The sequence below is a fragment of the Microbacterium sp. H83 genome (assembly GCF_001650405.1).
Classification (GTDB): Bacteria; Actinomycetota; Actinomycetes; order Actinomycetales; family Microbacteriaceae; genus Microbacterium.
Map to the genome: position 1 here is coordinate 1 of NZ_LWCU01000001.1, position 23,098 is coordinate 23,098.

Annotated in this window: 24 protein-coding genes; 4 read left to right on the forward strand and 20 right to left on the reverse strand. The window is 69.5% G+C overall.

Annotated elements, in window-relative coordinates:
• Together A4X16_RS00005 and glgB are read left to right on the forward strand one after the other, a co-directional pair.
• Nucleotides 1-2,062: alpha-1,4-glucan--maltose-1-phosphate maltosyltransferase (locus A4X16_RS00005; RefSeq protein ID WP_442922891.1), on the forward strand; the 2,062-nt coding region annotated here is incomplete at its 5' end.
• Complete coding sequence (gene glgB / locus A4X16_RS00010) at nucleotides 2,059-4,266, forward strand: 1,4-alpha-glucan branching protein GlgB (RefSeq protein ID WP_067114748.1); 2,208 nt, start codon at nucleotides 2,059-2,061, stop codon at nucleotides 4,264-4,266. The genes A4X16_RS00005 and glgB, both read left to right, overlap by 4 nt.
• An 18-nt stretch (nucleotides 4,267-4,284) precedes the next feature.
• On the opposite strand, the gene A4X16_RS00015 is transcribed toward glgB, so the two are convergent.
• Entirely contained in the window at nucleotides 4,285-5,220 is a 936-nt protein-coding gene (locus A4X16_RS00015) for a tetratricopeptide repeat protein (protein WP_067114749.1), read from the reverse strand.
• Nucleotides 5,217-7,241, reverse strand: coding sequence for a hypothetical protein (locus tag A4X16_RS00020; protein ID WP_067114750.1), 2,025 nt, complete (start codon nucleotides 7,239-7,241; stop codon nucleotides 5,217-5,219). Before A4X16_RS00020 ends, A4X16_RS00015 begins: the two co-directional genes overlap by 4 nt.
• A gap of 157 nt (nucleotides 7,242-7,398) precedes the next feature.
• On the opposite strand from A4X16_RS00020, the gene A4X16_RS00025 reads away from it, so the two are divergent.
• Nucleotides 7,399-8,460, forward strand: coding sequence for an AI-2E family transporter (locus tag A4X16_RS00025; protein ID WP_067114751.1), 1,062 nt, complete (start codon nucleotides 7,399-7,401; stop codon nucleotides 8,458-8,460).
• Nucleotides 8,461-8,469: 9 nt separating this feature from the next.
• On the opposite strand, the gene A4X16_RS00030 is transcribed toward A4X16_RS00025, so the two are convergent.
• The 9 genes from A4X16_RS00030 to rpsB form a co-directional block, all read right to left on the reverse strand.
• Complete coding sequence (locus A4X16_RS00030; RefSeq protein WP_067115262.1) at nucleotides 8,470-9,183, reverse strand: alpha/beta hydrolase; 714 nt, start codon at nucleotides 9,181-9,183, stop codon at nucleotides 8,470-8,472.
• 2 nt (nucleotides 9,184-9,185) lie between these two features.
• Nucleotides 9,186-9,473 (reverse strand): hypothetical protein, encoded by a 288-nt coding sequence (locus A4X16_RS00035; RefSeq protein ID WP_067114752.1) that lies wholly within the window; start codon nucleotides 9,471-9,473, stop codon nucleotides 9,186-9,188.
• 9 nt (nucleotides 9,474-9,482) lie between these two features.
• Nucleotides 9,483-10,157: a transglycosylase SLT domain-containing protein gene (locus A4X16_RS00040; protein ID WP_231880216.1), complete on the reverse strand. Its 675-nt coding sequence runs from the start codon at nucleotides 10,155-10,157 to the stop codon at nucleotides 9,483-9,485.
• A 48-nt stretch (nucleotides 10,158-10,205) separates the two neighbouring features.
• Nucleotides 10,206-10,790 (reverse strand): DivIVA domain-containing protein, encoded by a 585-nt coding sequence (locus A4X16_RS00045; RefSeq protein ID WP_067114753.1) that lies wholly within the window; start codon nucleotides 10,788-10,790, stop codon nucleotides 10,206-10,208.
• Nucleotides 10,790-11,929, reverse strand: coding sequence for a phosphatidate cytidylyltransferase (locus A4X16_RS00050; protein WP_067114758.1), 1,140 nt, complete (start codon nucleotides 11,927-11,929; stop codon nucleotides 10,790-10,792). The genes A4X16_RS00045 and A4X16_RS00050 overlap by 1 nt, the downstream gene beginning before the upstream one ends.
• 5 nt (nucleotides 11,930-11,934) lie before the next feature.
• Nucleotides 11,935-12,489: a ribosome recycling factor gene (gene frr / locus A4X16_RS00055; RefSeq protein ID WP_067114760.1), complete on the reverse strand. Its 555-nt coding sequence runs from the start codon at nucleotides 12,487-12,489 to the stop codon at nucleotides 11,935-11,937.
• Nucleotides 12,490-12,557: 68 nt separating this feature from the next.
• Nucleotides 12,558-13,274 (reverse strand): UMP kinase, encoded by a 717-nt coding sequence (pyrH, locus tag A4X16_RS00060; RefSeq protein ID WP_067114762.1) that lies wholly within the window; start codon nucleotides 13,272-13,274, stop codon nucleotides 12,558-12,560.
• A 93-nt stretch (nucleotides 13,275-13,367) separates the two neighbouring features.
• Nucleotides 13,368-14,195 (reverse strand): translation elongation factor Ts, encoded by an 828-nt coding sequence (tsf, locus tag A4X16_RS00065; RefSeq protein ID WP_067114764.1) that lies wholly within the window; start codon nucleotides 14,193-14,195, stop codon nucleotides 13,368-13,370.
• Between the two features lie 44 nt (nucleotides 14,196-14,239).
• The gene (gene rpsB, locus A4X16_RS00070; RefSeq protein ID WP_067114766.1) at nucleotides 14,240-15,133 is read right to left on the reverse strand and encodes a 30S ribosomal protein S2; all 894 of its coding nucleotides are present in this window, start codon (nucleotides 15,131-15,133) and stop codon (nucleotides 14,240-14,242) included.
• 308 nt (nucleotides 15,134-15,441) lie between these two features.
• Between rpsB and A4X16_RS00075 the strand changes: the two genes are divergently transcribed.
• Nucleotides 15,442-16,002 carry a M23 family metallopeptidase gene (locus tag A4X16_RS00075; protein WP_067114768.1) on the forward strand — a complete coding sequence of 187 codons (561 nt, stop codon included), beginning with the start codon at nucleotides 15,442-15,444 and terminating at the stop codon, nucleotides 16,000-16,002.
• 28 nt (nucleotides 16,003-16,030) lie between these two features.
• Here the strand turns inward: A4X16_RS00075 and A4X16_RS00080 are convergent, their stop codons facing one another.
• The 9 genes from A4X16_RS00080 to A4X16_RS00120 form a co-directional block, all read right to left on the reverse strand.
• Nucleotides 16,031-16,933, reverse strand: a complete 903-nt coding sequence (locus A4X16_RS00080; protein ID WP_067114770.1) for a tyrosine-type recombinase/integrase — start codon at nucleotides 16,931-16,933, stop codon at nucleotides 16,031-16,033.
• Between the two features lie 48 nt (nucleotides 16,934-16,981).
• Nucleotides 16,982-18,154 (reverse strand): DNA-processing protein DprA, encoded by a 1,173-nt coding sequence (gene dprA, locus A4X16_RS00085; protein WP_067114772.1) that lies wholly within the window; start codon nucleotides 18,152-18,154, stop codon nucleotides 16,982-16,984.
• On the reverse strand, nucleotides 18,151-19,680 hold the full coding sequence (locus A4X16_RS00090; protein ID WP_067114774.1) for a YifB family Mg chelatase-like AAA ATPase: 1,530 nt from the start codon (nucleotides 19,678-19,680) through the stop codon (nucleotides 18,151-18,153). Before A4X16_RS00090 ends, dprA begins: the two co-directional genes overlap by 4 nt.
• Nucleotides 19,677-20,039, reverse strand: coding sequence for a YraN family protein (locus A4X16_RS00095; protein WP_067114776.1), 363 nt, complete (start codon nucleotides 20,037-20,039; stop codon nucleotides 19,677-19,679). The genes A4X16_RS00090 and A4X16_RS00095 overlap by 4 nt, the downstream gene beginning before the upstream one ends.
• A gap of 102 nt (nucleotides 20,040-20,141) precedes the next feature.
• Nucleotides 20,142-20,468, reverse strand: a complete 327-nt coding sequence (locus tag A4X16_RS00100) for a DUF2469 family protein (protein WP_042541663.1) — start codon at nucleotides 20,466-20,468, stop codon at nucleotides 20,142-20,144.
• Between the two features lie 46 nt (nucleotides 20,469-20,514).
• Nucleotides 20,515-21,174 (reverse strand): ribonuclease HII, encoded by a 660-nt coding sequence (locus A4X16_RS00105; RefSeq protein ID WP_067114778.1) that lies wholly within the window; start codon nucleotides 21,172-21,174, stop codon nucleotides 20,515-20,517.
• The gene (lepB, locus tag A4X16_RS00110; RefSeq protein ID WP_067114784.1) at nucleotides 21,171-21,905 is read right to left on the reverse strand and encodes a signal peptidase I; all 735 of its coding nucleotides are present in this window, start codon (nucleotides 21,903-21,905) and stop codon (nucleotides 21,171-21,173) included. The genes A4X16_RS00105 and lepB overlap by 4 nt, the downstream gene beginning before the upstream one ends.
• A gap of 117 nt (nucleotides 21,906-22,022) precedes the next feature.
• Nucleotides 22,023-22,370, reverse strand: coding sequence for a 50S ribosomal protein L19 (gene rplS / locus A4X16_RS00115; protein ID WP_053099097.1), 348 nt, complete (start codon nucleotides 22,368-22,370; stop codon nucleotides 22,023-22,025).
• Between the two features lie 177 nt (nucleotides 22,371-22,547).
• Nucleotides 22,548-23,039, reverse strand: coding sequence for an MFS transporter permease (locus A4X16_RS00120; protein WP_067114786.1), 492 nt, complete (start codon nucleotides 23,037-23,039; stop codon nucleotides 22,548-22,550).
• Between the last annotated feature and the right edge of the window lie 59 nt (nucleotides 23,040-23,098).

Here is a 23,098-nt window from a genome sequence, read left to right on the forward strand (position 1 = left end):
TACGAGTACCCGCCCCCAGGCTCTCCGGAGCCCCGCCCAGATCCCCCTGCGCCCCTTCGCGCAGGAGCCGGACGGTGAGGGCCTCCTGGCCGCTCGCATTCCGATGCTCGACGCACTTCCCGCCGCTCCGGGCGGGTTCGCACCGAAGGCCTTCGTCGGCGAGGTGGTGCCGTTCAGTGTCGTCGCCTTCCGCGAGGGTCACGATCTGATCGGGGTGCAGCTCCGCCTGACCGCACCGGACGGCGACGAGAGCCTCCACCGCCTCACTCCCCGCCTCGACGGCACCGACAGATGGGGTGCCGATGTCGCTCCCGATCTGCAGGGCGAGTGGTCGTTCCGATTCGAGGCCTTCTCCGACGACTTCGCCACCTGGGCGCACGCGGCCGAGTTGAAGATCGCCGCCGGCGTCGACGTGCCCGTGATGGCCGCGCTCGGTGCCGAGCTCCTCACGCGCGCCGCGGCCGAGAGGGATCGGCCCGCACCCCAGCGCACGCTGCTCCGCGCACACGCCGCCGCCCTCGCCTCCGGCGACGCGGACACCGCGTTCGCTCTGTCGACGGACGCCGAGCTGGCGCGGGTCTTCGTCGAGCGTCCGCTGACGACGCTGCGCTCTGCGACGGCGTCGCACGACCTTCTGGTCGAGCGGACGGCCGCCGGAGTGGGTGCCTGGTACGAGTTCTTCCCGCGATCGGAAGGAGCGAGACGGCTCAAGGACGGCTCGATCAAGAGCGGCACCTTCCGCACGGCCGCGAAGCGCCTCCCCGCCGTCGCCGCCATGGGCTTCGACGTGATCTACCTCGTGCCGATCCATCCGATCGGCACCACCAACCGCAAGGGGCGCAACAACACCCTGACCACGGAAGCGGGCGACCCCGGATCGCCCTACGCCATCGGAGCGGCGGCGGGCGGACACGATGCCATCCATCCGGATCTGGGCAAGCCCGCGGACTTCCGCGCCTTCGTCCGCGCCGCGCGCGCGGAGGGACTCGAGGTGGCCCTGGATCTGGCCCTGCAGGCGTCCCCCGATCACCCCTGGGTCGCCGAGCATCCGGAATGGTTCACCACTCTGCCCGACGGATCGATCGCGTACGCCGAGAATCCCCCGAAGAAGTACCAGGACATCTATCCGCTCAACTTCGACAACGATCCTGACGGGATCTACCAGGAGATGCTGCGCATCGTGCAGCACTGGGTGCGCGAAGGGGTCAGGATCTTCCGCGTCGACAACCCGCACACCAAGCCCCTCCAGTTCTGGGAGTGGCTCATCGCCACTGTGAACGCCGCCGATCCGGACGTGATCTTCCTCGCCGAGGCGTTCACCCGCCCTGCGGTCATGCGCGCCCTGGCCGCCGTCGGATTCCAGCAGAGCTACAGCTACTTCACGTGGCGGAACACCAAGGCCGAGCTCGAGGAGTTCCTCACCACGATCTCGCATGAGACCAGCGACTACATGCGCCCGAACCTCTTCGTGAACACCCACGACATCCTCACGGAGTACCTGCAGTTCGGCGGCAGGGCCGCCTATCGGATCCGGGCCTGCATCGCCGCGACGGGGGCGCCGATCTACGGCGTGTACGCGGGATACGAGCTCTTCGAGAACGTCGCCCGTCCGGGGTCCGAGGAGAACATCGACAACGAGAAGTACGAGTTCAAGCTCCGCGACTGGGAAGCCGCGGAAGCCGCCGGGGACTCCCTCGCCCCGCTGCTGCGCCGCCTCAACGAGATCCGCCGCGCACATCCGTCCCTGCGGCAGCTGCGCAATCTGTCGGTGCATTGGAGCGACGACGACGCGGTGCTCGTCTACAGCAAGCACCTGGACGCCGCATTCACCGGCACTGGGCGGTCGGACACCGTGATCGTCGTCGCGAACGTCGATCCGCACTCGGTCCGCGAGACGACCGTCCACCTGGACACGACGGTGTGGGGCATCGCCCCCGGTGAGCCGTTCGAGGTCGAGGACCTCCTCACCGGTGCGGTGTGGACGTGGGCCGACCACAACTACGTGCGCCTCGACGCCTTCACGGAGCCGGTGCACATTCTGAAGGTGAGGGAGCGAGCATGAGCTACGTGGAAGACGTGACGGAATCCCCCGAGTGGGCGGCGGTCGCCGGGGGCTCCCACCACGACCCGCACTCGGTGCTCGGAGCGCACCCCGTCACAGACGCAGGCGGACGAACCTCGACGGTCATCCGCGCCCGTCGTCCGCTCGCCCGCTCGGTCGCCGCGGTCTTCCGAGACGGCAGTCGGCTCGAACTGGTGCACACGGCGCACGGTATCTGGGAGGCGCAGCATGACGGTGCGCCGGTCCCCTACCGCCTCGCGACCGCCTACGGCGAGGACCCCGAGACGATCTCCGGAGACCCGTACCGCCATCTGCCGACCGTCGGCGACATCGATCTCCACCTCATCGCCGAAGGACGGCACGAGCGCCTCTGGCAGGTCCTCGGAGCGCACCCCCGCACCGTGGGCGGCGAGGACGGTGTCGCGTTCGCTGTATGGGCGCCGAACGCCACCGCCGTGCGCGTGGCCGGCGAGCACAACGGCTGGAGCGGCGAGTCCCACGCCATGCGGTCGATGGGAGGGGGCGGCGTGTGGGAGCTCTTCATCCCCGACCTCGCCGTCGGCACCACGTACAAGTACCAGATCCGCACCCGAGGCGGCGCCTGGATCTTCAAGGCGGACCCGATGGCCCAGGCGGCACAGGTGCCGCCGGAGACGGCCTCGGTGGTGACCCGGTCGGACTACGCATGGTCGGACGGAGCCTGGATGACCCGTCGCGCGGCCACCCATGCCATCGCTCAGCCTCTCTCCGTCTACGAGGTGCACCTGGGATCGTGGCGCGCGGGGCTGAGCTATCGCGACGCCGCGGACGCGCTGATCGGCCATGTGACCGAGGCCGGCTTCACCCATGTGGAGTTCATGCCGCTGGCCGAGCATCCGTTCGGCGGCTCGTGGGGATACCAGATCAGCGGGTACTACGCTCCGACGAGCCGATACGGAACCCCCGACGATCTGCGATACCTGATCGACCGCCTGCACCAGGCGGGGATCGGCGTCATCATGGACTGGGTCCCCGGGCATTTCCCGAAGGACGCCTTCGCCCTCGCCCGGTTCGACGGTCAGCCCCTGTACGAGCACCCGGACCCTCGTCGCGGAGAGCACCAGGACTGGGGCACGCTCATCTTCGACTACGGCCGTCCGGAGGTGCGCGGCTTCCTCGTCGCGAACGCTCTGTACTGGCTGGAGGAGTTCCACGTCGACGGCCTCAGGGTCGACGCCGTCGCCTCGATGCTCTATCTCGACTACTCGCGCAAGGACGGCGAGTGGGAGCCCAACATCCACGGCGGCCGCGAGAACCTCGAGGCGATCCGCTTCCTGCAGGAGGTCAACGCCACCGCGTATCGACTGCACCCCGGCATCCTCATGGTCGCCGAGGAGTCGACGAGCTTCCCCGGTGTGACGGCGCCGACCGACCATGCCGGTCTGGGCTTCGGCTTCAAGTGGAACATGGGCTGGATGAACGACTCGCTGCAGTACATCGAGCGCGACCCGATGTACCGCTCGCACCACGAGGGGGAGATGACCTTCTCGTTCGTGTACGCGTTCGGGGAGAACTACCTCCTCCCCATCAGCCACGACGAGGTCGTGCACGGCAAGGGCAGCCTCGTGTCGAAGATGCCGGGCGATCACTGGCACAAGCTCGCGAACACGCGCGCCTACCTCGCCTACATGTGGGGACACCCCGGCAAGAAGCTGCTGTTCATGGGACAGGAGTTCGGTCAGCTCGGAGAATGGTCGGAGTCGCGGGAGCTCGACTGGTGGCTGCTGGATCAGCCGTCGCATGCTCAACTGCAGAGCTTCGTCGGTCAGCTCAATCGGACGTACCGCGCCCAGGCGCCGCTGTGGGAGCGAGACAACGAGGGGTCGTCGTTCTCCCGGCTCGGCGCGCCGAACTGGGACCCCACGGTCATCGCCTTCGAGCGGAGGGACGCTCACGGAGGACGCATCGTCGTGATCAGCAACTTCTCCGGCGTCGAGCACGGCGGTCACCGCCTGACCCTGCCGCGGGAAGGGGTCTGGCAGGAGATCCTGAACTCGGATGCGGCCGAATTCGGCGGACGCGGATCGGGCAACCTCGGCATGGTCGTCGCTCACCGCGACGGAGAGGGCTCGGAGCCCGTCGCCGCCATCACGCTCCCCGCGCTCTCGACGATCTGGCTGCGCCACGAGGGCGAGCCGCACGTGCCGACGGTCAACCACGGCTGACCGTCGGCACGATCCTCCTCAGAAGAGCAGGGACGAGAGGCGGTTGCGCGCCGAGACGACCCGCGGGTCCGAGGCGCCGATCAGCCCGAAGAGCTCGATGAGCCGTTCCCGCACGGGCGTGCGCTCGTCCGTGGGCAGGACGGAGAACAGATCGAGCAGGCGTCCGAAGGCGTCGTCGACATGGCCGCCGGCCAGGTCGAGGTCGGCGACGTCGAACTGCGCCTGCACATCGCGCGGGCCCGCCGCGGCGGCGGCGCGAGCGTCCTGCAGATCGAGCTTCTGGACGCGGTCGAGAAGGCGCACCTGGCCGAGGCCGGCGATCGCGTCCTCGTCGCGGGGGTTCTCGGCGAGGGCCTTCTCGTACGCCGTGATCGCGGCCGCGTAGTCGCCGACCTCGATCGCCGCGAACGCCTCGGCATGCAGCGGCGGCAGCGGCGGCTCTTCGGGGGCCTCGCCGCCGTCGGCAGCAGCACCGGCGACGTCGAGCGTGCCCGTCACACCGTTCTGGGCGGCGACCTGCAGCAGCTGTGCGAAGACCTCTCGCACCTGCTGCTCGGGGACAGCGCCGGTGAACATGGGGACCGGCTGCCCGGCGATGACAGCGACGACCATCGGGATCGACTGCGCGCGGAAGCTCTGCGCGAGCTGCGGGTTGGCGTCCACGTCCACCTTGGCCAGCAGCACTCGACCGCCGAGCTCGCGCGTCACCTTCTCGATGATCGGGCTGAGCTGCTTGCAGGGTCCGCACCACTCGGCCCACAGGTCGACCACGACGGGCACGGTGCGGGAGATCTCGAGGATCTGGCCGAAGGACTCGTCGGTCGCATCGACCACGACATCGGCGACCCCCGCGGAACCGGACCCGGTAGAGGCGGCAGCCGAAGGCGAGGGACGGTTCCGGAGTGCGGAGAGGTCGACAGCCCCTCGGAGAGCGGACGGAGAGATATCGGTCACTTGATCACCTCGACGGAGAGAAGGTCCTGACGGACGGCCAGGAGACGGATCTGCTCCGTCGATCCCTGTGCGGGCACGGAGAAGAAGAGCTGGAACTCGTACTTGGTCGTCACGCCCTTGGCGGACTCGGTCACACCCGTGAGCGCCTTGGCCTGCACGTTCTCACCGAATCGGATCACGGCATCCGCGGAGGTCGGGGTCACGGTCTCGGTGTCCACGAGGGAGACGGCGACGATCGCACCGCTGCCGAGCGTGGTCATAGAGACCGGAGCGGAGTCCGCGGGAACGATGTCGAACGCCGTCTGCGACGTCGCCGCCGCACCGTTGTCGGCGAGGTTCTGAACGACGGCCTGGCGGCTGTCCCTGATCGACTTCGCCAGGTTGAGCGAGATCTCATCGAACAGCCCGTATGACGCGCTCTGCTCGCCGGCGTCCACGACGTCCGCATACGTCGCCGCGAGCTCGGCGGGAGCGAGGCTCAGGAACGCGGAGTCGTCCGGCACGAGCGAGGTGCCCAGCCAGGACGCCGCGACATCCGGGAACACCGCATCCGCGGACATCTCGGCCATGTTCGAGATCTTGTAGTTCGACCACGGGTCCTGTTGCGTCATGGTCAGGATCACGGGCGGGACCGTGTCGTCGCCCTCGGTCTTCGACAGCAGGAGCACGGTGCGCGGCCAGCGGTCGGTCGCCTCCGGCAGCACGACTTCGACGTCGTCGGTCGGGATCGCCGCGGGCACCGGCGTCTCGGGCACGGCCGTCCGCAGGGCGTACTCCGTCGTGCGTGCGGCGAGGGCCGGGCCGTCGAGACGGGTCTTCGCGAGCTCGATGTCCATCGCCGCGTCGGCATCCGCCACGGTCGTCGAGACCTCCTGGAGGATCCGCTTGGCCTGCGCCTCCGTCACGGCCGGGGGCTTCTGGTTGTCCGGAGCGATGACCGTCGGCGTCGGCGAGGGCGTCGGCGATGCGGAGCCCAGCTGCGGCCAGGAGTCGGCCGAGCAGCCGCTCGCCAGCAGTGCGGTCAGCGCCAGTGCGGGGAACGCGAGCATCCTGCGCCTGCGCGCGGGTGCGGCGGTGCGCATCTCGGGACGGCGCCCCGTCTGTGCCGTGTCGTCGGCATCGGCATCCGGCCGAGGCGCGTCGGAGGTCGGAGCGGCCGCCTCGCTGTCGCCGGACGGCTGCGCGGCGCCCGATCGGTCCGCGTCGCCGGATCGATCCGCGTCGCCGGCCTCGATGACGGACCGCTCAGCGGGCGGGAGCTGGGAGAGCTCGATGGGCTCGGTCGCGGGAAGCGGACCCGGTCCCTTGCGTCGGGGGCCTCGACCGCGCCGCTGGTGACGGATCGCGAGGACATAGAGCACGAGCCCGACGAGCAGGACGAGTCCTCCGGCCGCCATGAGCGGACCGGCGAGCGGCGTCGACGTGTCGAGGGGCCAGGAGATGGAGATGTCATCCGGGGCGTCCTGCGTGCCGTCATGCGCGATGATCACGCTCACTCCCTCCGGAACCTGGAGATCGGCGATCAGCCGGTCGGGCTCGCTGAAGGAGTCCAGCCACAGGTCCGATCCGGCGGGGTTCCGACCGGCACCCTCGACCGCCTCGGAGCCTTCTGCTGCGTCGGTCGGCGTGCTCTCGGGGGCCGGGGTGGTCTCGGGAGCCGGGGTCGCCGGCGTCTCCCCCGCCGACTCGTCGGAGGACGAGGCCGCGACGAACTCGACGTCCAGCTCCCCGTCGCCGCCGAGCGTCACGTGGTTGTAGTCGGCATCGGCCAGCCACGCCTCCATGTCGGCGGTCCGGCCGTACGCGGCGAAGATGTCTCCCTCGCCTCGGATCAGCAGCGTCTGAGCGCCCGCGTTCTCGCGCAGCACCTCCGCGTCCATGAGCACGAACGGAGCGGGTTCATCGACCTCGACGGCGACCTTCTGGGTCGACGGCCCCATGAAGATGGTTCGCTGAGCGATGCCCGCACCGATCAGTCCCGCGGCCAGCACGAAGGCCACCACGGCCCATACGAAACGCACGAATAGTCTCCTCACGCGCCCCGGACGAACGCCCGAGTCGCAACACTCGACATTTCAGACTAGCGAAATCACCTGTGTGTTGCCCACGAGGGGGTGTCCTCCGCACCTCCGGCACGTCGCGAGCGACGGGCGCGAGCCGGATCGATAGCCTTGCAGCATGAAGATCCACAGCCCCTTCCGCACCGCTCTCGTGGCGACGCTCGGTGTCGGCCTCGGGATCCTGTTGATCGGGAGCGTGCAGAGCCTGTCGACGGTCCTGCTGTACGTCGGGACCGCACTGTTCCTCAGCCTCGGACTCGACCCCCTCGTCTCCTTCCTCGAGCGGAGGCGCCTGCCCCGTTGGCTCGCCGTGCTCGTCACGATCGTGGCGGTGCTGGGCGTGTTCGCCGGGATCATCCTCATCGTCATCCCCGTCCTCGTCGATCAGATCTCCGAGCTGGTCGTCCAGATCACCGCGATCGTGCAGCGCGGCACCGCGATCGACGATCTCAAGAACTGGATGCAGGACGTCTTCCCCAATCTCCGCGTCGACGAGGTCTTCGCCTACGTCGAGGACTGGCTGAACACCAACCTCACCGAGATCGGCGGATCGATCGGGCAGGGCGTGCTCGCGGCCAGTGGCGCCCTCCTCAGCGGACTCTTCGGCGCGTTCATCGTCCTCATCCTCACGATCTACCTCACCGCGTCCACTCCGTCCTTGAAGCGCGCGGTCTACCAGCTGGCGCCCGCATCGAAGCGCGAGCGCTTCGTCGATCTGGCCGACCAGATCACGGATTCCGTCGGCTACTACGTGATCGGCCAGGTGACCCAGGGCGCCATCAACGGCATCCTCAGCATGATCTTCCTCTCGATCATCGATGCGCCGTTCCCCGCCGTGCTCGCGGTCATCGCGTTCTTCTTCTCGCTGATCCCGCTCGTCGGCACCCTGACGGGATCGACCATCATCGTCCTGCTCTGCCTGATCCCGGGGCTCGGCTCCCCCGCCACGGCGATCACCGCCGCGATCTACTACCTCGTCTACATGCAGATCGAGGCGTACGTGATCTCGCCGAGGATCATGAGCCGCGCGGTCTCGGTGCCGGGTGCGGTGGTCGTCGTCGCCGCCCTCGCGGGGGGAAGCCTGCTGGGCCTGCTCGGGGCGCTCATCGCGATCCCGGTCGCCGCCAGCATCCTCATCCTCTACCGGCAGGTGCTCATCCCTCGGATGAACGAGCTCTGATCGCGGTCGCTACTGCGGAGGCCAGGTCGTCGGCAGCGGGAGCGCGGAGGGGTTCACAGCCGCGACGATCTCGGTGAGCACGCGCCGCGTCTGCGTCTCGCCCACCCAGAGATGCTTGCCGCCCTCGACCGCGATGATCTCGGCGTGCGGGATGCTGGCGAAGCGCTCGCGGGCCTCGGCGGGACGCAGGTAGTCGTCGAACTCCGGGACGAGGATCACGACGGTCGCGGTCGACGCGGACCATGCGGCGACCTCCTCCTCGGAAGCGCGGTGCAGAGGAGGCGAGAGCAGCACGACGCCTTCGATGTCGTGCTCCCGGCCGTACTTCAGTGCGAGCTCGGTGCCGAAGGACCACCCGACGAGCCACGGACGCGGCAGAGCGCGCTCCCGCACGAACTCCATCGCCGCGGCGACGTCGAACTGCTCGGATGCTCCCCCGTCGAAGGCGCCCTCGCTGGTGCCGCGCGGCGACGTCGTGCCGCGGGTGTTGAACCGCAGCACGGCGAGGTCAGCCGTGGCCGGAAGTCGAGCCGCCGCCTTGCGGAGGATGTGCGAGTCCATGAAGCCGCCGGCCGTCGGCAGCGGATGCAGCGTCACCAGCGTCGCGACGGGAGCCGCCGCCTCGGGCACCGCCAGCTCACCGACGAGCGTCAACCTGTCAGCGGTCTCGAGCGTGATGTCCTCGCGATGCGCGGGGAGCTCCAGCGGACCTCTGATCTCGATGCTCACGAAATCCTCCAACAGTGAGTGTGCCAGTGACGACGCGCCGCCAGATCCGCGGCATCGCCGAGGACACCGTCCGCCCGCCATGCGACGAGATGGGCGACGCCGGGTTCGATCACGCGTCCGCAGCCCGGACAGCTGTACTCCTTGACCGCCTGGGCGGCGGACACCGGCTGCACCGTCCAGTCGATGCCGCGGCGAGACTCCGTGCGCTTCCAGGACGCCAGCAGGCGGTCGAGCGACTCGTCGGGGTCAGGGCGCGCCGGACGGCGTCGGTGCGAGCGGGCCATGACCGCCGCTCACCACCAGTGGTTCTTCGTCCAGAACGCGTGCGCGCCGGCCCAGCTGCCGTAGCGTCCGGTCGCGTAGCCGGTGGCCCAGCGGAGGTTGTCGACCGGGTCGTACCCGTTGCCGGGGACCTTGCTGCAGGGCAGAGCCTGGACGAGGCCGCAGGCTCCGGACGACTTGTTCGTCGCGTTCGGATTCCAGCCGCTCTCGCGCGACACGATGTAGTCGACGTAGCCCCAGTCGGACTCAGCGATGCCCGCAGCGGACATCCATTCGGCAGGAGCACCGCCGCCGGTGTAGAAGAGCGGACCGCTGCTGCCCGACTCGGACTTCGACGTCGACCGCGCGGCCGGCGTCGGAGTCGGCGTGGGCTTGGGCGTCACGTAGACGGAGAACGTGCCCCGCTGGACGGGGGCGATCGCTGCGCCCTCGGTCGTCACGGTGAGGTTCTGCGTGTCCTCGAGGGCGATCGAGTAGGCGGATTTCGGATCGGCCTCGGCGGGCTGCTCCGCGAGGGCCACGCCGGTCGGTGCGACCATCGCCGCAGCGAAGCCGACGACCGCCAGGGCGCTGAAGAAACCGACCACTCCCCGGCGACGCGTACCACGACGCGGCGAGAGCGTCGTCGAGGCCGGAACCGGCGCGACGTCGTCTCGATGCGGGGAAAGGTCAGTGCGGGAAGTCACGATGTCAGGGAGTCTACCGGGTGCTGTCGAGCGAAGCCACGGGAACGTTCAGCGAACAGCCAGGATCACGTCGACGGTCGCATCCAGCAGGGCGTCTACCTGCTCCTCCCGGTAGCCTCCGCGCTGCATGCGGAACGCGGCCGAGCGCAGCTGCTCCGCGGTGAGCGGCTCGCCGTCGCGGAGATACCGGACGATGCGACCCGCCACATGGTCCACCTCGTCGACGCGGTACCCGAAGGTCAGCATGCCGGTGCGGGCGAACCGGTGGCGTGCGGGACGGGCGAGGTGATCGAGAACGACCTGCGCGTCCTCACGGGCCTTCTCCACCCATGCGCCGGCACCGCGGGAGCGCACGGCGCGATCGCGCGCCCGTGCGGCCAGGGCGTCCTCGACGCGACCGAGTGCGGCGTCCACCTCGGCGACGACGTAGCCGTTCTTGACGAGCGGGAAGGACGCCACCCGGACATCCGCCGCGGTGAGGTCGTCCGCATCCCCCTCGAACGCTGCGCGCGCTGCGGCGAGGAACGTGTCCACCGCCGCGCGGTGGTAGCCGTGCGCCCGCCCGCCGGAGAGCGAGAAGGCGGGAGGCGCCTGCTCGGTCTCGATCAGGTTCTGCAGGTCATCGGAAGCCATCACAGCACCGCCCAGGAGGAGAAGAGGAAGTAGAGGCCGAGCGCGGGGATGGTCGACGGCAGGATGCTGTCGAGCCGATCGAGGAGGCCCCCGTGGCCGGGCAGCCAGGAGCTCATGTCCTTGATGCCGAGATCCCGCTTGAGCATGGACTCGCCCAGGTCGCCGAGGGTCGCGGAGAGGAGGATGGCGATTCCGAAGACGAGGCCGATCCACCAGGGCAGGTGCAGGAGGAAGATCGCCAGCAGGACGCCGGCCGCGATGGACGCCGCCACGGCTCCGGCGAATCCCTCCCAGGTCTTCTTGGGGCTGATCCGAGGGGCCATCGGATGACGGCCGAAGGCGAGACCAGCCGCGTACGCACCCGTGTCCGCGACGACGGCGATCACGATGAAGCTGAGCACCCACCACTGTCCGCCTTCCTGCTTCAGCAGGATCAGGGCGATGGCGGCGAGGAACGGCACGTAGATCTGCACGAATCCGCCGATGACGGCATCCGTCAGCACGTCGCCGTAGGTGCGGCCGTCCTTCGCCACCATCTGCGCGACGAGCCGCCACACCACGACGAAGGCGACCGCGAGGAACAGCATCACCCAGACGAGCCACTCCTCCACGAAGAAGGCGGTGGAGACGAGCAGCGTCGCCGCGATCAGCTGCGGCGCGATGTCGATGCGTCGTCCTGAGGTGCGGAGCGCGAGCGAGAGCTCGTACACGCCGAGCAGCGCGGCAGCGAGGGCGAAGGGCACGAACAGCGCCTTGATGAACAGCAGCGACGCGAGCAGCGCCCCGCCGAAGGCGAGCCCGATCAGGATCGCGAGCACGAGGTCGCGTCCGGTGCGCTCCTTGATCCGCTCGTTGGCCTGATCGAGCTGATCACGGGCGTACGAGACATGGCTGCCCAGCTCGTCGCGTGCCGCGCGCCACTGCTCGCGGATCGCGTAGTGGTCGGCCGTGTCGGGCCCCGCCCCGGGCACGACCACGGGGTCGGCGGGGAGTGGCGGTCGCGGCGGGACGCTGGCGCTGTCGAACTCCGGGAACGCCCCGTCGACGAGAGGGATGCCGCCGGTCGGGGTCGACGAGTCACGCGCCTCCCGACGCGTCTGCGGCTTGTCGGCGCCTGCACCGGTGGAATCGTCGGACATGCCGCCTACACCTCGAGGAGTTCGGCCTCTTTGCGCTTGAGAGCGTCGTCGATGAGGTCGACGTGCTGGCGCGTGAGGGCGTCGAGTTCCTTCTCACCCCGGGCGATCTCGTCTTCGCCGAGTTCGCTCTTCAGAGCGTCCAGCTCGTCCTTCGCCTTGCGACGGATGCCGCGGACATGGACCTTCGCGTCCTCGGCCTTGGTCTTGACGAGCTTCACATACTCCTTGCGGCGCTCCGCCGTGAGCTCCGGCATCGTGACGCGCACGAGGTTGCCGTCGTTCGACGGGTTCGCGCCGAGGTTCGGCATGTCGCGCACGGCCTGCTCGATCGCCTTCAGCGCGGACTTGTCGTACGGCGTGATGATGAGGGTGCGGGCCTCCTGGTTGGCCAGCGAGGCGAGCTGGGCCAGCGGAGTCGGAGTTCCGTAGTAGTCGACCAGGACCTTCTGGAACAGCTGCGGGTTGGCACGACCGGTGCGCACCGTGGAGAAGTCCTCCTTGGCAGCCTCGACCGCACGCGTCATGCGAGTGGTGGTTTCAGCGAGGACGTCCGCGATCACGGCGACTCCTAACGTCGGGGGTGTGAGGGAAATTCTATCGGTCCGGGCCGTGGAGCCCTGTCAGGCGCTCAGGCGGTGACGAGAGTTCCGATGGGCTCGCCGAGCAGGGCGCGGGTGACGTTGCCGACCGGCTCCATGCCGAACACCCGCATGTCCATGTTGTTGTCCATGCACAGGCTGAAAGCCGTGGAGTCGACGACCTTGAGACCGCGCTGCAGCGCATCGCGATACGTCACCCGGTCGATGCGCTCCGCGTCGGCGTGCTTGTTGGGGTCGGCCGTGTAGATGGCGTCGACGCCGTTCTTGGCGACGAGCACCTCCTGCGCACCGATCTCCAGCGCGCGCTGCGCCGCCACGGTGTCAGTCGAGAAGTACGGCAGTCCCGCGCCCGCGCCGAAGATCACGACGCGGCCCTTCTCCATGTGGCGCTCGGCACGGAGCGGGATGTAGGGCTCCGCGACCTGGGTCATCGAGATGGCCGACTGGACCCGCGTGGGTGCGCCGGCCTGCTCGAGGAAGTCCTGCAGCGCCAGCGCGTTCATCACGGTGCCGAGCATGCCCATGTAGTCGGCGCGTCCGCGATCCATTCCGCGCTGGCTCAGCTCGGCTCCGCGGAAGAAGTTCCCTCCGCCGACGACGATGGCGATCTCGACCCGGTCGACGGCGGCGGCGATGTCCCGTGCGATCTGGCTGACGACGTCGGGGTTGACGCCGAGCTGGCCGGCGCCGAACGCCTCACCGGAGAGCTTCAGGAGGACGCGACGGCGTCCGGTGCGTTCGGTCATGGGTGGGGTGTCCTCTCGTCCCGATTCAAGATAGTGCCTCATGGACATGAAGAAGGGGTTCGGATCACTCGGATCCGAACCCCTTCGACCGTGCTACGCGCCGACCTTGAAGCGCGCGAAGTCGGTCACGGTGATACCGGCGTCCTTCGCGACCTGGGCGACCGAGAGCTTGCTGTCCTTCGCGTAGTCCTGCTCGAGCAGGGCGACCTGCTTGATGAACGCGGACACGCGACCCTCGACGATCTTCGGGAGAGCCGCTTCCGGCTTGCCCTCGTTGCGGGAGATCTCGGTGACGATCTCGCGCTCCTTCTCGACGGCGTCGGCCGGGACGTCCTCGCGGGACAGGTAGGACGGGTTCGCGAACGAGATGTGCTGCGCGATGCTGCGAGCGGTCTCCGCGTCGTCACCCGTGTAGGCGACGACGACGCCGATCTGCGGCGGCAGGTCCTTGCTCGTGCGGTGCAGGTAGACCTCGACCTTGTCGCCCGAGACCGTGCGCACGCGCCGCAGCTCGACCTTCTCGCCGATGATCGCAGCCTCCTCGGAGATGACCTGCTCGACGCTCTTGTCGCCCGCCTGAGCGGCGAGAGCAGCCTCGACGGAGTCGGCCTTGACGGCGGAGACGGCGTCGGCGACCTTGTCGGCCAGAGCGATGAAGCGCTCGTTCTTCGCGACGAAGTCGGTCTCGCAGGCGAGCTCGACGAGCGTCACGGCACCGTCCTGCTCACGAGCGACGACGAGGCCCTCGCTGGTCGAACGGTCAGCACGCTTCGCGTTGCCCTTGGCACCCTTGAGACGCAGGATCTCGGTGGCCTTCTCGACGTCTCCGTCAGCCTCCTCGAGCGCCTTCTTGGTGTCGACCATTCCCGTGCCGAGCTGCTCACGCAGCGCCTTGAGGTCGGCGATGGTGAAGTTGGCCATGTGTGGTGGCTCCTTGCTTCGTGATGTGTGTGGTGGTCGCGGAATTACTTGGCGTCTGCCTCAGCGGGGGCCTCGGCGGCCTCTGCTGCGGGAGCCTCGGTGGGCTCGGCGGCGGCGTCCTCGGCCGGAGCCTCGGTCGCTGCAGGAGCCTCGGCCGGAGCCTCGGCGGCTGCCGCGTCGTCGGCGGGAGTCTCGAGCAGCTCGCGCTCCCAGTCGGCGAGGGGCTCGGCGTCGCCGGTCTCCGGGTTGTGCTTCTGCTGCAGGCCCTCGGCCGCGGCGTCGGCGATGATGCGGGTGAGCAGCGAGACCGAGCGGATCGCGTCGTCGTTGCCGGGGATCGGGTACTGGAAGTCGTCGGGGTCGGCGTTGGTGTCGAGGATGCCGATCACCGGGATGCCGAGCTTCTTGGCCTCGTCGATCGCGAGGTGCTCGCGCTTGGCGTCGACGACCCAGAGGGCGGACGGCGTCTTGGTGAGGTTGCGGATACCACCGAGCGACTTGTGCAGCTTGTCGAGCTCGCGCTTCTTGAGCAGGAGCTCCTTCTTGGTGAAGCCCGAGGCGGCCGGGTTCTCGTAGTCGAGCTCCTCGAGCTCCTTCATGCGAGCGAGACGCTTCGCGATGGTGGAGAAGTTCGTGAGGAGGCCGCCGAGCCAGCGCTGGTTGACGAAGGGCTGGCCGACGCGCGTCGCCTGCTCGGCGAGGATCTCCTGGGCCTGCTTCTTGGTGCCGACGAAGAGGATGGTGCCGCCGTGCGCGACGGTCTCCTTGACGAAGTCGTAGGCCTTGTCGATGTAGCCGAGCGACTGCTGGAGGTCGATGATGTGGATGCCGCTGCGCTCGGTGAGGATGAAGCGCTTGACCTTCGGGTTCCACCGACGGGTCTGGTGTCCGAAGTGCACGCCGCTGTCGAGCAGCTGGCGGATGGTGACCACAGCCATGGTCGTCTCCTTGTTCTGGCGCGGTGCTGCGCCGTCGAGGTTGTCGAGCCGATCGGGATGATCGGGCTCCCTGGTGCCCGGCGCACACCCGCCTGCTCTGCAGCAGGACCTGTGGGAGTGGATGCCGCGACCGAAGTCGCTCTGGGCACGCGTAGTCACCCCGAGATCGAGGTGCTCCCCCCAGCATACAGGATGCGCGCCGTCGACCAGCGCTCCCCCGTCCGGCGGATCCGCGCGTTCTGCACGGATCCCGCGGCCTCGGCTGCGGCCCCGGATCGGGGACGCCCGCGCCGGCCGAGCATAGCCGGATGAGTGTCCGCACCCGCCACCGCCGCACCACCGTCATCGTGGCCCTTCTGTTCGTGACCGCCGCCATGGGGATGGTCGGCCCGGCAGCCGGCTCCTCATCCTTCCCGGAAGTCGACGCGACATCCCCGACTCATGGGCACGGGGCGGCGTGGGTCTGGCCGACCACCGGACCTCGCACCGTCGCGGCGGCGTTCCGCGCACCTGCGAGCGAGTACGGCTCCGGGCACCGCGGTGTGGATGTGATCGCGCAGGTCGGCGCCGTCGTGGTGGCGCCTGCCGCAGGCATCGTCGCGTTCCGAGGAACGGTCGTCGACCGGCCGCTGATCACGGTCGACCATGGCGGCGGGTACATCTCCACGTTCGAGCCCCTCGTCTCCACGCTCGCGCCCGGAGCCGTCGTCGGCCCCGGCGATCCGATCGGCACAGTCGCCGTCGGCGGACACGCGGCGGCGAGCACCCTCCATGTCGGAGTCCGTCTGGACGGCACGTACATCAATCCGCTGCTGCTGTTCGACGACGTTCCCCGCGCCGTGCTCCTCCCCTGCTGCGCGCCGCTCTGACGTCGGCCGCGAGGGCGATGCGGAGAGGTCACGCCCTCGGGTGAGCGAGCCGGTAGGTGGCCGCGAGCCGCTCGGCGGACACATGCGTGTAGATCTGCGTGGTGCCGAGGCTCGCGTGGCCCAGGATCTCCTGGACGGCGCGCAGATCGGCGCCGCCGTCGAGGAGATGGGTCGCGGCGGTGTGGCGGAGAGCATGGGGGCCGACCGTCTCCGCGCCCACGATCGGGGCCAGCACCTCCGCGACGAGCCCGTAGACGGCTCGCGGGCCGACGCGTCCGCCGCGGACACCGAGGAACAGCGAGGCCGACGGGTGCGCCGCACGTGCGACGAGAGCGGGACGGCCGCGCGTGAGATAGGCCCCGAGCGCGTCGGCAGCAGGACCGCCGAACGGGACGATGCGCTCCTTCGCGCCCTTGCCCATGACCCGGGCGGTGCGCCGATCGAGATCCAGATCGTCGATGTCGAGGCCGCAGAGCTCGGAGACACGGATCCCCGCGCCGTAGAGGAGTTCGAGCATCGCGTGGTCGCGCAGTGCGACCGGATCGCCGTCCGCCGCCGCCGCGCGCTGTCGGTCGAGCAACCGGGTCATCGCGTCGCGTGACGCCACTGTCGGGAGCGTGCGGCCCCGGCGCGGAGCCACGAGTCTCAGGCCCGGATCATGAGGGATCATCCCCTCTTCGTGGGCCCACGCGAAGAAGGAGCGAGCCGCGGCGGCGCGCCGCGCCAGCGTCGCTCGGGCTTCTCCGCGCTGCGTCGCCCGCCAGAGCCAGTCCCTGAGCGTGTCGAGCGTGATCTGCTCGAGTGCGAGACCGTCGGCGGTCTCCCCGAGGTCGCGCAGGTCGGAACGGTACGCGCGGACGGTCGCCGGGGACAGTCGACGCACGCGATCGAGATGATCCGTGAACGCCTGGGCGGCCGCCGCGAACTCCATGTGTCCAGCATGCCGCCGTCTGAGCGGACGACAGGTCAGCCCCGCCGCTCACGCGTCCGTCTTCCTCCAGCCGCGCTCGACACGGCGCACGATGCCATCGAGCTCGAGGACGCCGAGGAGCGAGCCGACGCGTTCGGGATCGAGACCTGACCGACGGGCCAGCTCGGTCGCCGGCACCGGGGTCCGCCTGCTCATCGCGTCGAGGAGCCGCTGCTGATCCGGATCCGCCGCTGGCCCCGGCGGAGTCGCACCGCCGACGCCTCCTGCCCAGAGCTCCCGGATCTCCGCGGCCGTCGTCACACAGCGCGCGTCGTACTCCCGAAGGAGCCGATGACATCCCGCGGACGCGGCCGAGGTGACCGGCCCGGGCACCGCCCCGAGCGGACGACCGAGCGCCGCGGCATGCCCCGCGGTGTTGAGCGAACCGCTGCGCCACCCGGCCTCGACGACGACGGTGGCGTGGCTGATCCCCGCGATGAGTCTGTTGCGAGCGAGGAAGCGCCACTTCGTCGGAGCGGTGCCGCACGGGACCTCGCTCACGACGGCCCCGGAATCGACGACGCGGCGCAGCAGCTGTTGATGGCCCTGCGGATACGCCCGGTCGACTCCTCCGGCGAGGAACGCGATGGTCGGCCCGCCGACTCCGAGGGCGGCACGGTGCGCCGCGCCGTCGATGCCGTACGCACCGCCCGACACGATCACCACCCCATCCGCGGCGAGGTCACCCGCGAACTCGGCGGCGAGCACTTCACCGTAGGCGCTGGCGGCGCGGGCGCCGACGATCGCCGCGCGGGGCTCTGCTCGCAGCAGCCCCGCGTCTCCCCTCACCCAGAGCAGGAGCGGGCGGTGCGGCCCCAGGTCGTCGAGTTCCGCCGGCCAGGCCGCGTCTCCGGGCAGGACGAGGCGTGCGCCCACATGCTGGGCTCCCTCCACCGCCTGCCGGACCGCCACGGCATCCGCGCGGGCTCTCCACCGCCGAAGACCCTCGACGAGCGCACGGCGGTCCGCGGACGGTGCACCCCGGTTCGTACCAGGCCGGAGAGCGAAGCGGAGGGCTTCGAGCGCGCCGAGCTCGGCGATCAGCACGCCGGCGACGCCGTCTCCCGGCTCCGTGATCACCGACCAGGCGACCCTGGCGAGCTCCTCCGTCGACGGCGCCTCGCGACCGACCGCCGTCATCGCACACCTCACGGCCGCGTCCTGTTCCAGTGCGTCGATCATGATGAGAACCCCCTCTTGAGGAACAGCGCCCTGCCGATCTCCTCGCGTCCCGGCCGGTCGGTGCCCGCGAGGTCGGCCATGGTCCATGCGAGCCTCAGCACCCGGTCATAGCCCCGCAGAGTCAGCGCACCCCGCTCCAGCGCTCGATCGAGCGGCGCGCGGGCTTCCGTGTCGACGCGCATGTCGAGCTGCCGCAGACGCGCTCCCGGGATCTCGCCATTGCGCCGCCACGGACTGCCGCGCCATCGCGCGGCTGCCCGCTCCCGCGCTTCCCGGACGCGGTCTCGCGCCTCGGCACTCGTCACCGACGAGCCGCGACCGGACGTCGCCCGGGCCGCCGACACCCTCGAGACATGGAGCTCGATGTCGATGCGATCCCGCAGCGGACCCGACAGCCTCGTCGCGTAGCGTCGGATGGCGAGCGACGGGCACACGCACTCCGCGCCGCGTACGCCGTTGTTGCCGCACGGACAGGGATTCATCGCCAGCACGAGCTGGAATCGAGCCGGGTATCTGGCCGTGAAGCCGGTGCGACTGATCTCGATCAGCCCCGACTCGAGCGGCTGCCGGAGGGAGTCCAGCGCCACGCGGGAGAACTCGGCGGCTTCGTCGAGGAAGAGCACACCTCGATGAGCGCGCGCGATCACGCCGGGACGCGCCGTGCGGGACCCCCCTCCGACGAGCGCCGCCACCGACGCGCTGTGGTGCGGCGTCTCCAGCGGCGGGACCACGTCGAGCACGTGCACGGACTCGCCCGTGAGAGAGCGGATCGACGCCACCTCCAGAGCCTCCTCCTCGGTCAGGATCGGGAGGATGCCGGGGAGGCGACGGGCCAGCATGGTCTTGCCTGCTCCGGGCGGGCCGCTGAGGAGCAGATGGTGCCCGCCCGCCGCCGCCACGATCAACGCCTCGACGGCCTCGTCCTGACCGACCACGTCCGCGAGATCGAGCATCTCGGGGCGCTCCTCGGCGCGACGGGGCGCAGGGACCGGCTCGGCATCGGGGACCTCCACGTCCGCGCCGTGCCATGCGGCGACCTGTGCGAGCGTCGTGGCGGCTCGCACCTCGATGCCCGGGACGAGCCGCGCCTCGGCCTCGTTCGCATGAGGCACGATGACGCTGCTGAATCCCGCCCTGGCGGCCGCGAACACTGACGGCAGCACCCCCGAGACCGGTCGCACGCGGCCGTCGAGCCCGAGCTCGCCCACGTGCACGGTCTGCGAGATCGACCTCCGGGTCAGCGCTCCACCGGCAGCCAGGGATGCGACGGCGATGCTCAGATCGAACGCCGACCCCTGCTTCGGAAGCGCCGCCGGGGACAGGTTCACCGTGAGCCGCCGACGGGGCAGGGCGAGCCCGGCGTTCTGGCACGCGTTGTGCACGCGCTGCACCGCTTCGCCGAGCGACTTGTCGGGCAGGCCGATGATCTTGAAGTCGGGTGTCTGGTTCGACAGATCGGCTTCGACCTCGACCAGGTGCCCGTCGACCCCCGTGAGCGCCACGGCCCACGTGCGCGCCGTCCTCACGCCAGGTCCTCGAGATGCTCCAGAACGCCCACGGCCGGATCCGGTCCGGTGATCGCGATCGCCTCGACCCGGATCTCGCGCCCGCTCAACGCCTCGCGATGAGCGGCGACCCACGCGAACGCGAGCTGCCACAGCCGGCGCCGCTTGCGCGGGTCGACCGCCTCGAACGGGTGCCCGAACGCGGACGACCGGCGGGTCTTGACCTCGACCACCGCCAGATGGGCGCCGACCGTCGCCACGATGTCGATCTCGCCCTGCGGGCACCGCCAGTTGCGGTCGAGGATCTCGTACCCGCGCTCGATCAGGTACGCGACCGCACGGGACTCGCCCGCTCTGCCGAAGTCGTCTTTCGCTGCCATTCCGACAGCGTGTCGGTCACAGGCCCGGTTGCGTCGGTCGAGATCACCGACGCACCGGGAGCGCGGGAGAAGATCTCGTCCGGGCCCCCTGTGGAGGAGCAGTCACTCGCCGTCGAGCGACAGCTCCTGCGGCAGCTCGAACTCGCGACGCTGCAGCTCCTCGACGTTCACGTCCTTGAAGGTCAGCACGCGAACGGCCTTCACGAACCGGTCGGCGCGGTAGATGTCCCACACCCAGACGTCGCTCATGGAGATCTCGAAGTAGAAGTCGTGCTCCGTGTCACGACGCACGACGTTCACCTCGTTCGCGAGGTAGAAACGGCGCTCGGTCTCGACGACGTATTGGAACTGCGCGACGACATCGCGGTACTCGCGGAACAGCGCGAGCTCGAGTTCACGGTCGTAGTCGTCGAAGGCTTCCTCATCCATGATGACTCCATCCTAGAGTCGGACGAGCGCGCGTGACGCACCGGGGTCAGAACAGCGTCGGCGCACCGGCGATCGCCCACGACGCCCGGTGATGCGCGGACAACCCCAGCGTCCGGATCGCCTCGCGGTGCTCCGGGCTGGCGTAGCCCTTGTTGCGGTTCCACTGATATGCGGCGTGCCCGTCGTGGAGTTCCGTCATATGGGTGTCGCGGGCGACTTTGGCGATCACGGATGCCGCAGAGACGGAGGCGCAGTCCCGATCCGCTTTGATCACGGAGCGCACGCGGAGCGGCACCGGATGGACCGCCGAGACGTAGTCGTGGTTGCCGTCGAGGAGCACGACCGCATCGGTCAGATCCACCCCGTGGTCGACCACGCTCTGCACGGCCCGCGATGCCGCGAGGCCCAGCGCGCGCATGATCCCGATGTCGTCGATCTCCGCAGCGCTCGCCCAGCCGACGCCGGACGCCTGCACCCAGGCCGCCGCCCGCGCCGCGACCTCCGGTCGCCGCTTCTCCGTCACGAGCTTCGAGTCGCGGAGGCCCTCCGGCACCCGTCGTCGCGCGCCGGCTGCATCCATCACCGCCGCCCCGACCGCCACCGGCCCGGCCAGCGCTCCCCGGCCGACTTCGTCGAGGGAGATGAGGAGTCCGCACTCGGCGAGGAGCTTGCGCTCCAGGGTGAGCTTGGGGGCGACGACGGTCATTCCGGATCCGGGACGCCGTTGAAGCTGTCGTGATGACCGTCGATCGTCCCCATGCGGTCGAACGGCCACGTCGTGAGGAAGGCCTTGCCGACGACGTTGTCGAGCGGGACGAAACCGCCGGTCGGGAGATCCTGATGCGCACGCGAGTCCCGCGACCGATCGCGGTTGTCGCCGAGAAGCCACAGTGAGCCCTCCGGGACGACGACGTCGAACGGATCGTCGGACGCGGCCGTGTCGCCCTCGGGGAGGTTCAGATAGTCCAGCTCGTCGATCGGAGCGCCGTTGATCGTGATCTGGCCCAAGGCGTTGCAGCACACGACGCGGTCTCCTGGCAGGCCGATCACGCGCTTGACGAGGTGGTCCTGCGAGTCCGTGGCCGAGATGCCGACGAGGTTCAGGACCCAGTCCACAGCCTCGACCAGAGGCGGCCGGGCCGGCGTCTGCGGCTGTCCGTCGAGCCATCCGCCCGGGTCCTTGAACACCACGACGTCGCCCCGTTCGTAGCTCGTCCACCGCGGCGTGAGCTCGTCGACCAGGATCCGGTCGTTCACGAGGAGCGTGCGCTCCATCGACGCGGAGGGGATGTAGAACGAGCGGACGATGAAGGTCTTCACCACGAACGACACGAGCGCGGCGATGACGATGATGACGAGGACATCCCGCAGGAAGATCAGGAGGCCACGGCGACGTTTGGACGTCGGCGTGGAGGCTGGCGCTGAGTCAGTCGTCATGGGTTTCCTTCGCAGTCTCGCACCGTGGTGAGACGGCACTACCTAGGGTCGCACACCCCGTGGGAAACACAGCACCCCGGGACATCGTGTCCCGGGGTGCTGTGGAGAAGCTGCGCGTCAGTTGTCGCGCTTCTCCTTGATCTTCGCCTTCTTGCCGCGCAGCTGGCGGAGGTAGTAGAGCTTCGCGCGACGCACGTCACCGCGGGTGACGACCTCGATGTGGTCGATCACCGGGGAGTGCACCGGGAAGGTGCGCTCGACGCCCACCTGGAAGCTGATCTTGCGAACGGTGAAGGTCTCGCGCACGCCATCGCCCTGGCGGCCGATGACGACGCCCTTGAAGACCTGGATACGGGAGCGGGTGCCCTCGGTGATGTTCACGTGGACGTTGACCGTGTCGCCGGGGTGGAAGACCGGGACGTCGGAACGGAGCGAAGCCGCGTCGACGGCGTCGAGGATCTGCATGATCGTCTCTCTCTGCAGCCGCCACAGGTCGGATGCATGTTTTCAGGAAGGAACAAGAATGGGTCGTGCCGAACGGCGCCGAGGCGTCCGCGGGCTCCCCTGAGGCAGAGCCGGGAACGGCACAAGGAACCATTCTGCCACGGATGCGCGTCCCCGCCAAAACGCGCGGGGCCGCGGTCAGTCCTCCGTCTCGCGCTCCCGCACGACGATGACCTCCTGCGGGCGGGCGGCGGGCCGGTCGGCCTCGTCGACGTTCGGCACCGATGCCCAGGAGATGGTCTCGCGGAGGCGTGCGCCACTCCCCCTCGCCTCGCTCCACAGCTGCCACAGCTGGAGCCAGACGAGACCGATGCCCGCCAGGATAGCGGCGATGAGCAACCACCCGAATGCGCCGTCGATGAAGCATCCGACCGCGATCGTGAGGCCGTGCCAGAGCGAGAACCCGCCGACATCCCACCAGGACACCGCGCGATCCACGCGCACGGAGGGCCGCGATCGCGTCAACAGCGTCAGGAGCAGCTGTCCGAGGAACACCGACGGGACCGCGATGAAGAGCACCCAGAGGATGGCCCAGCCGCCCTGGAAGACGCCCCACCCCACGACCAGCCAGAGGGGCAGCAGGAACGCCGCCGGAAGGAGCCACCGGAAGTACGCCTGACGCAACCACATGACTGCATCGTACGACGATGCGAGGCCGCGGTCCCGGCTGTTCGCTGTGAGCGCGCGGC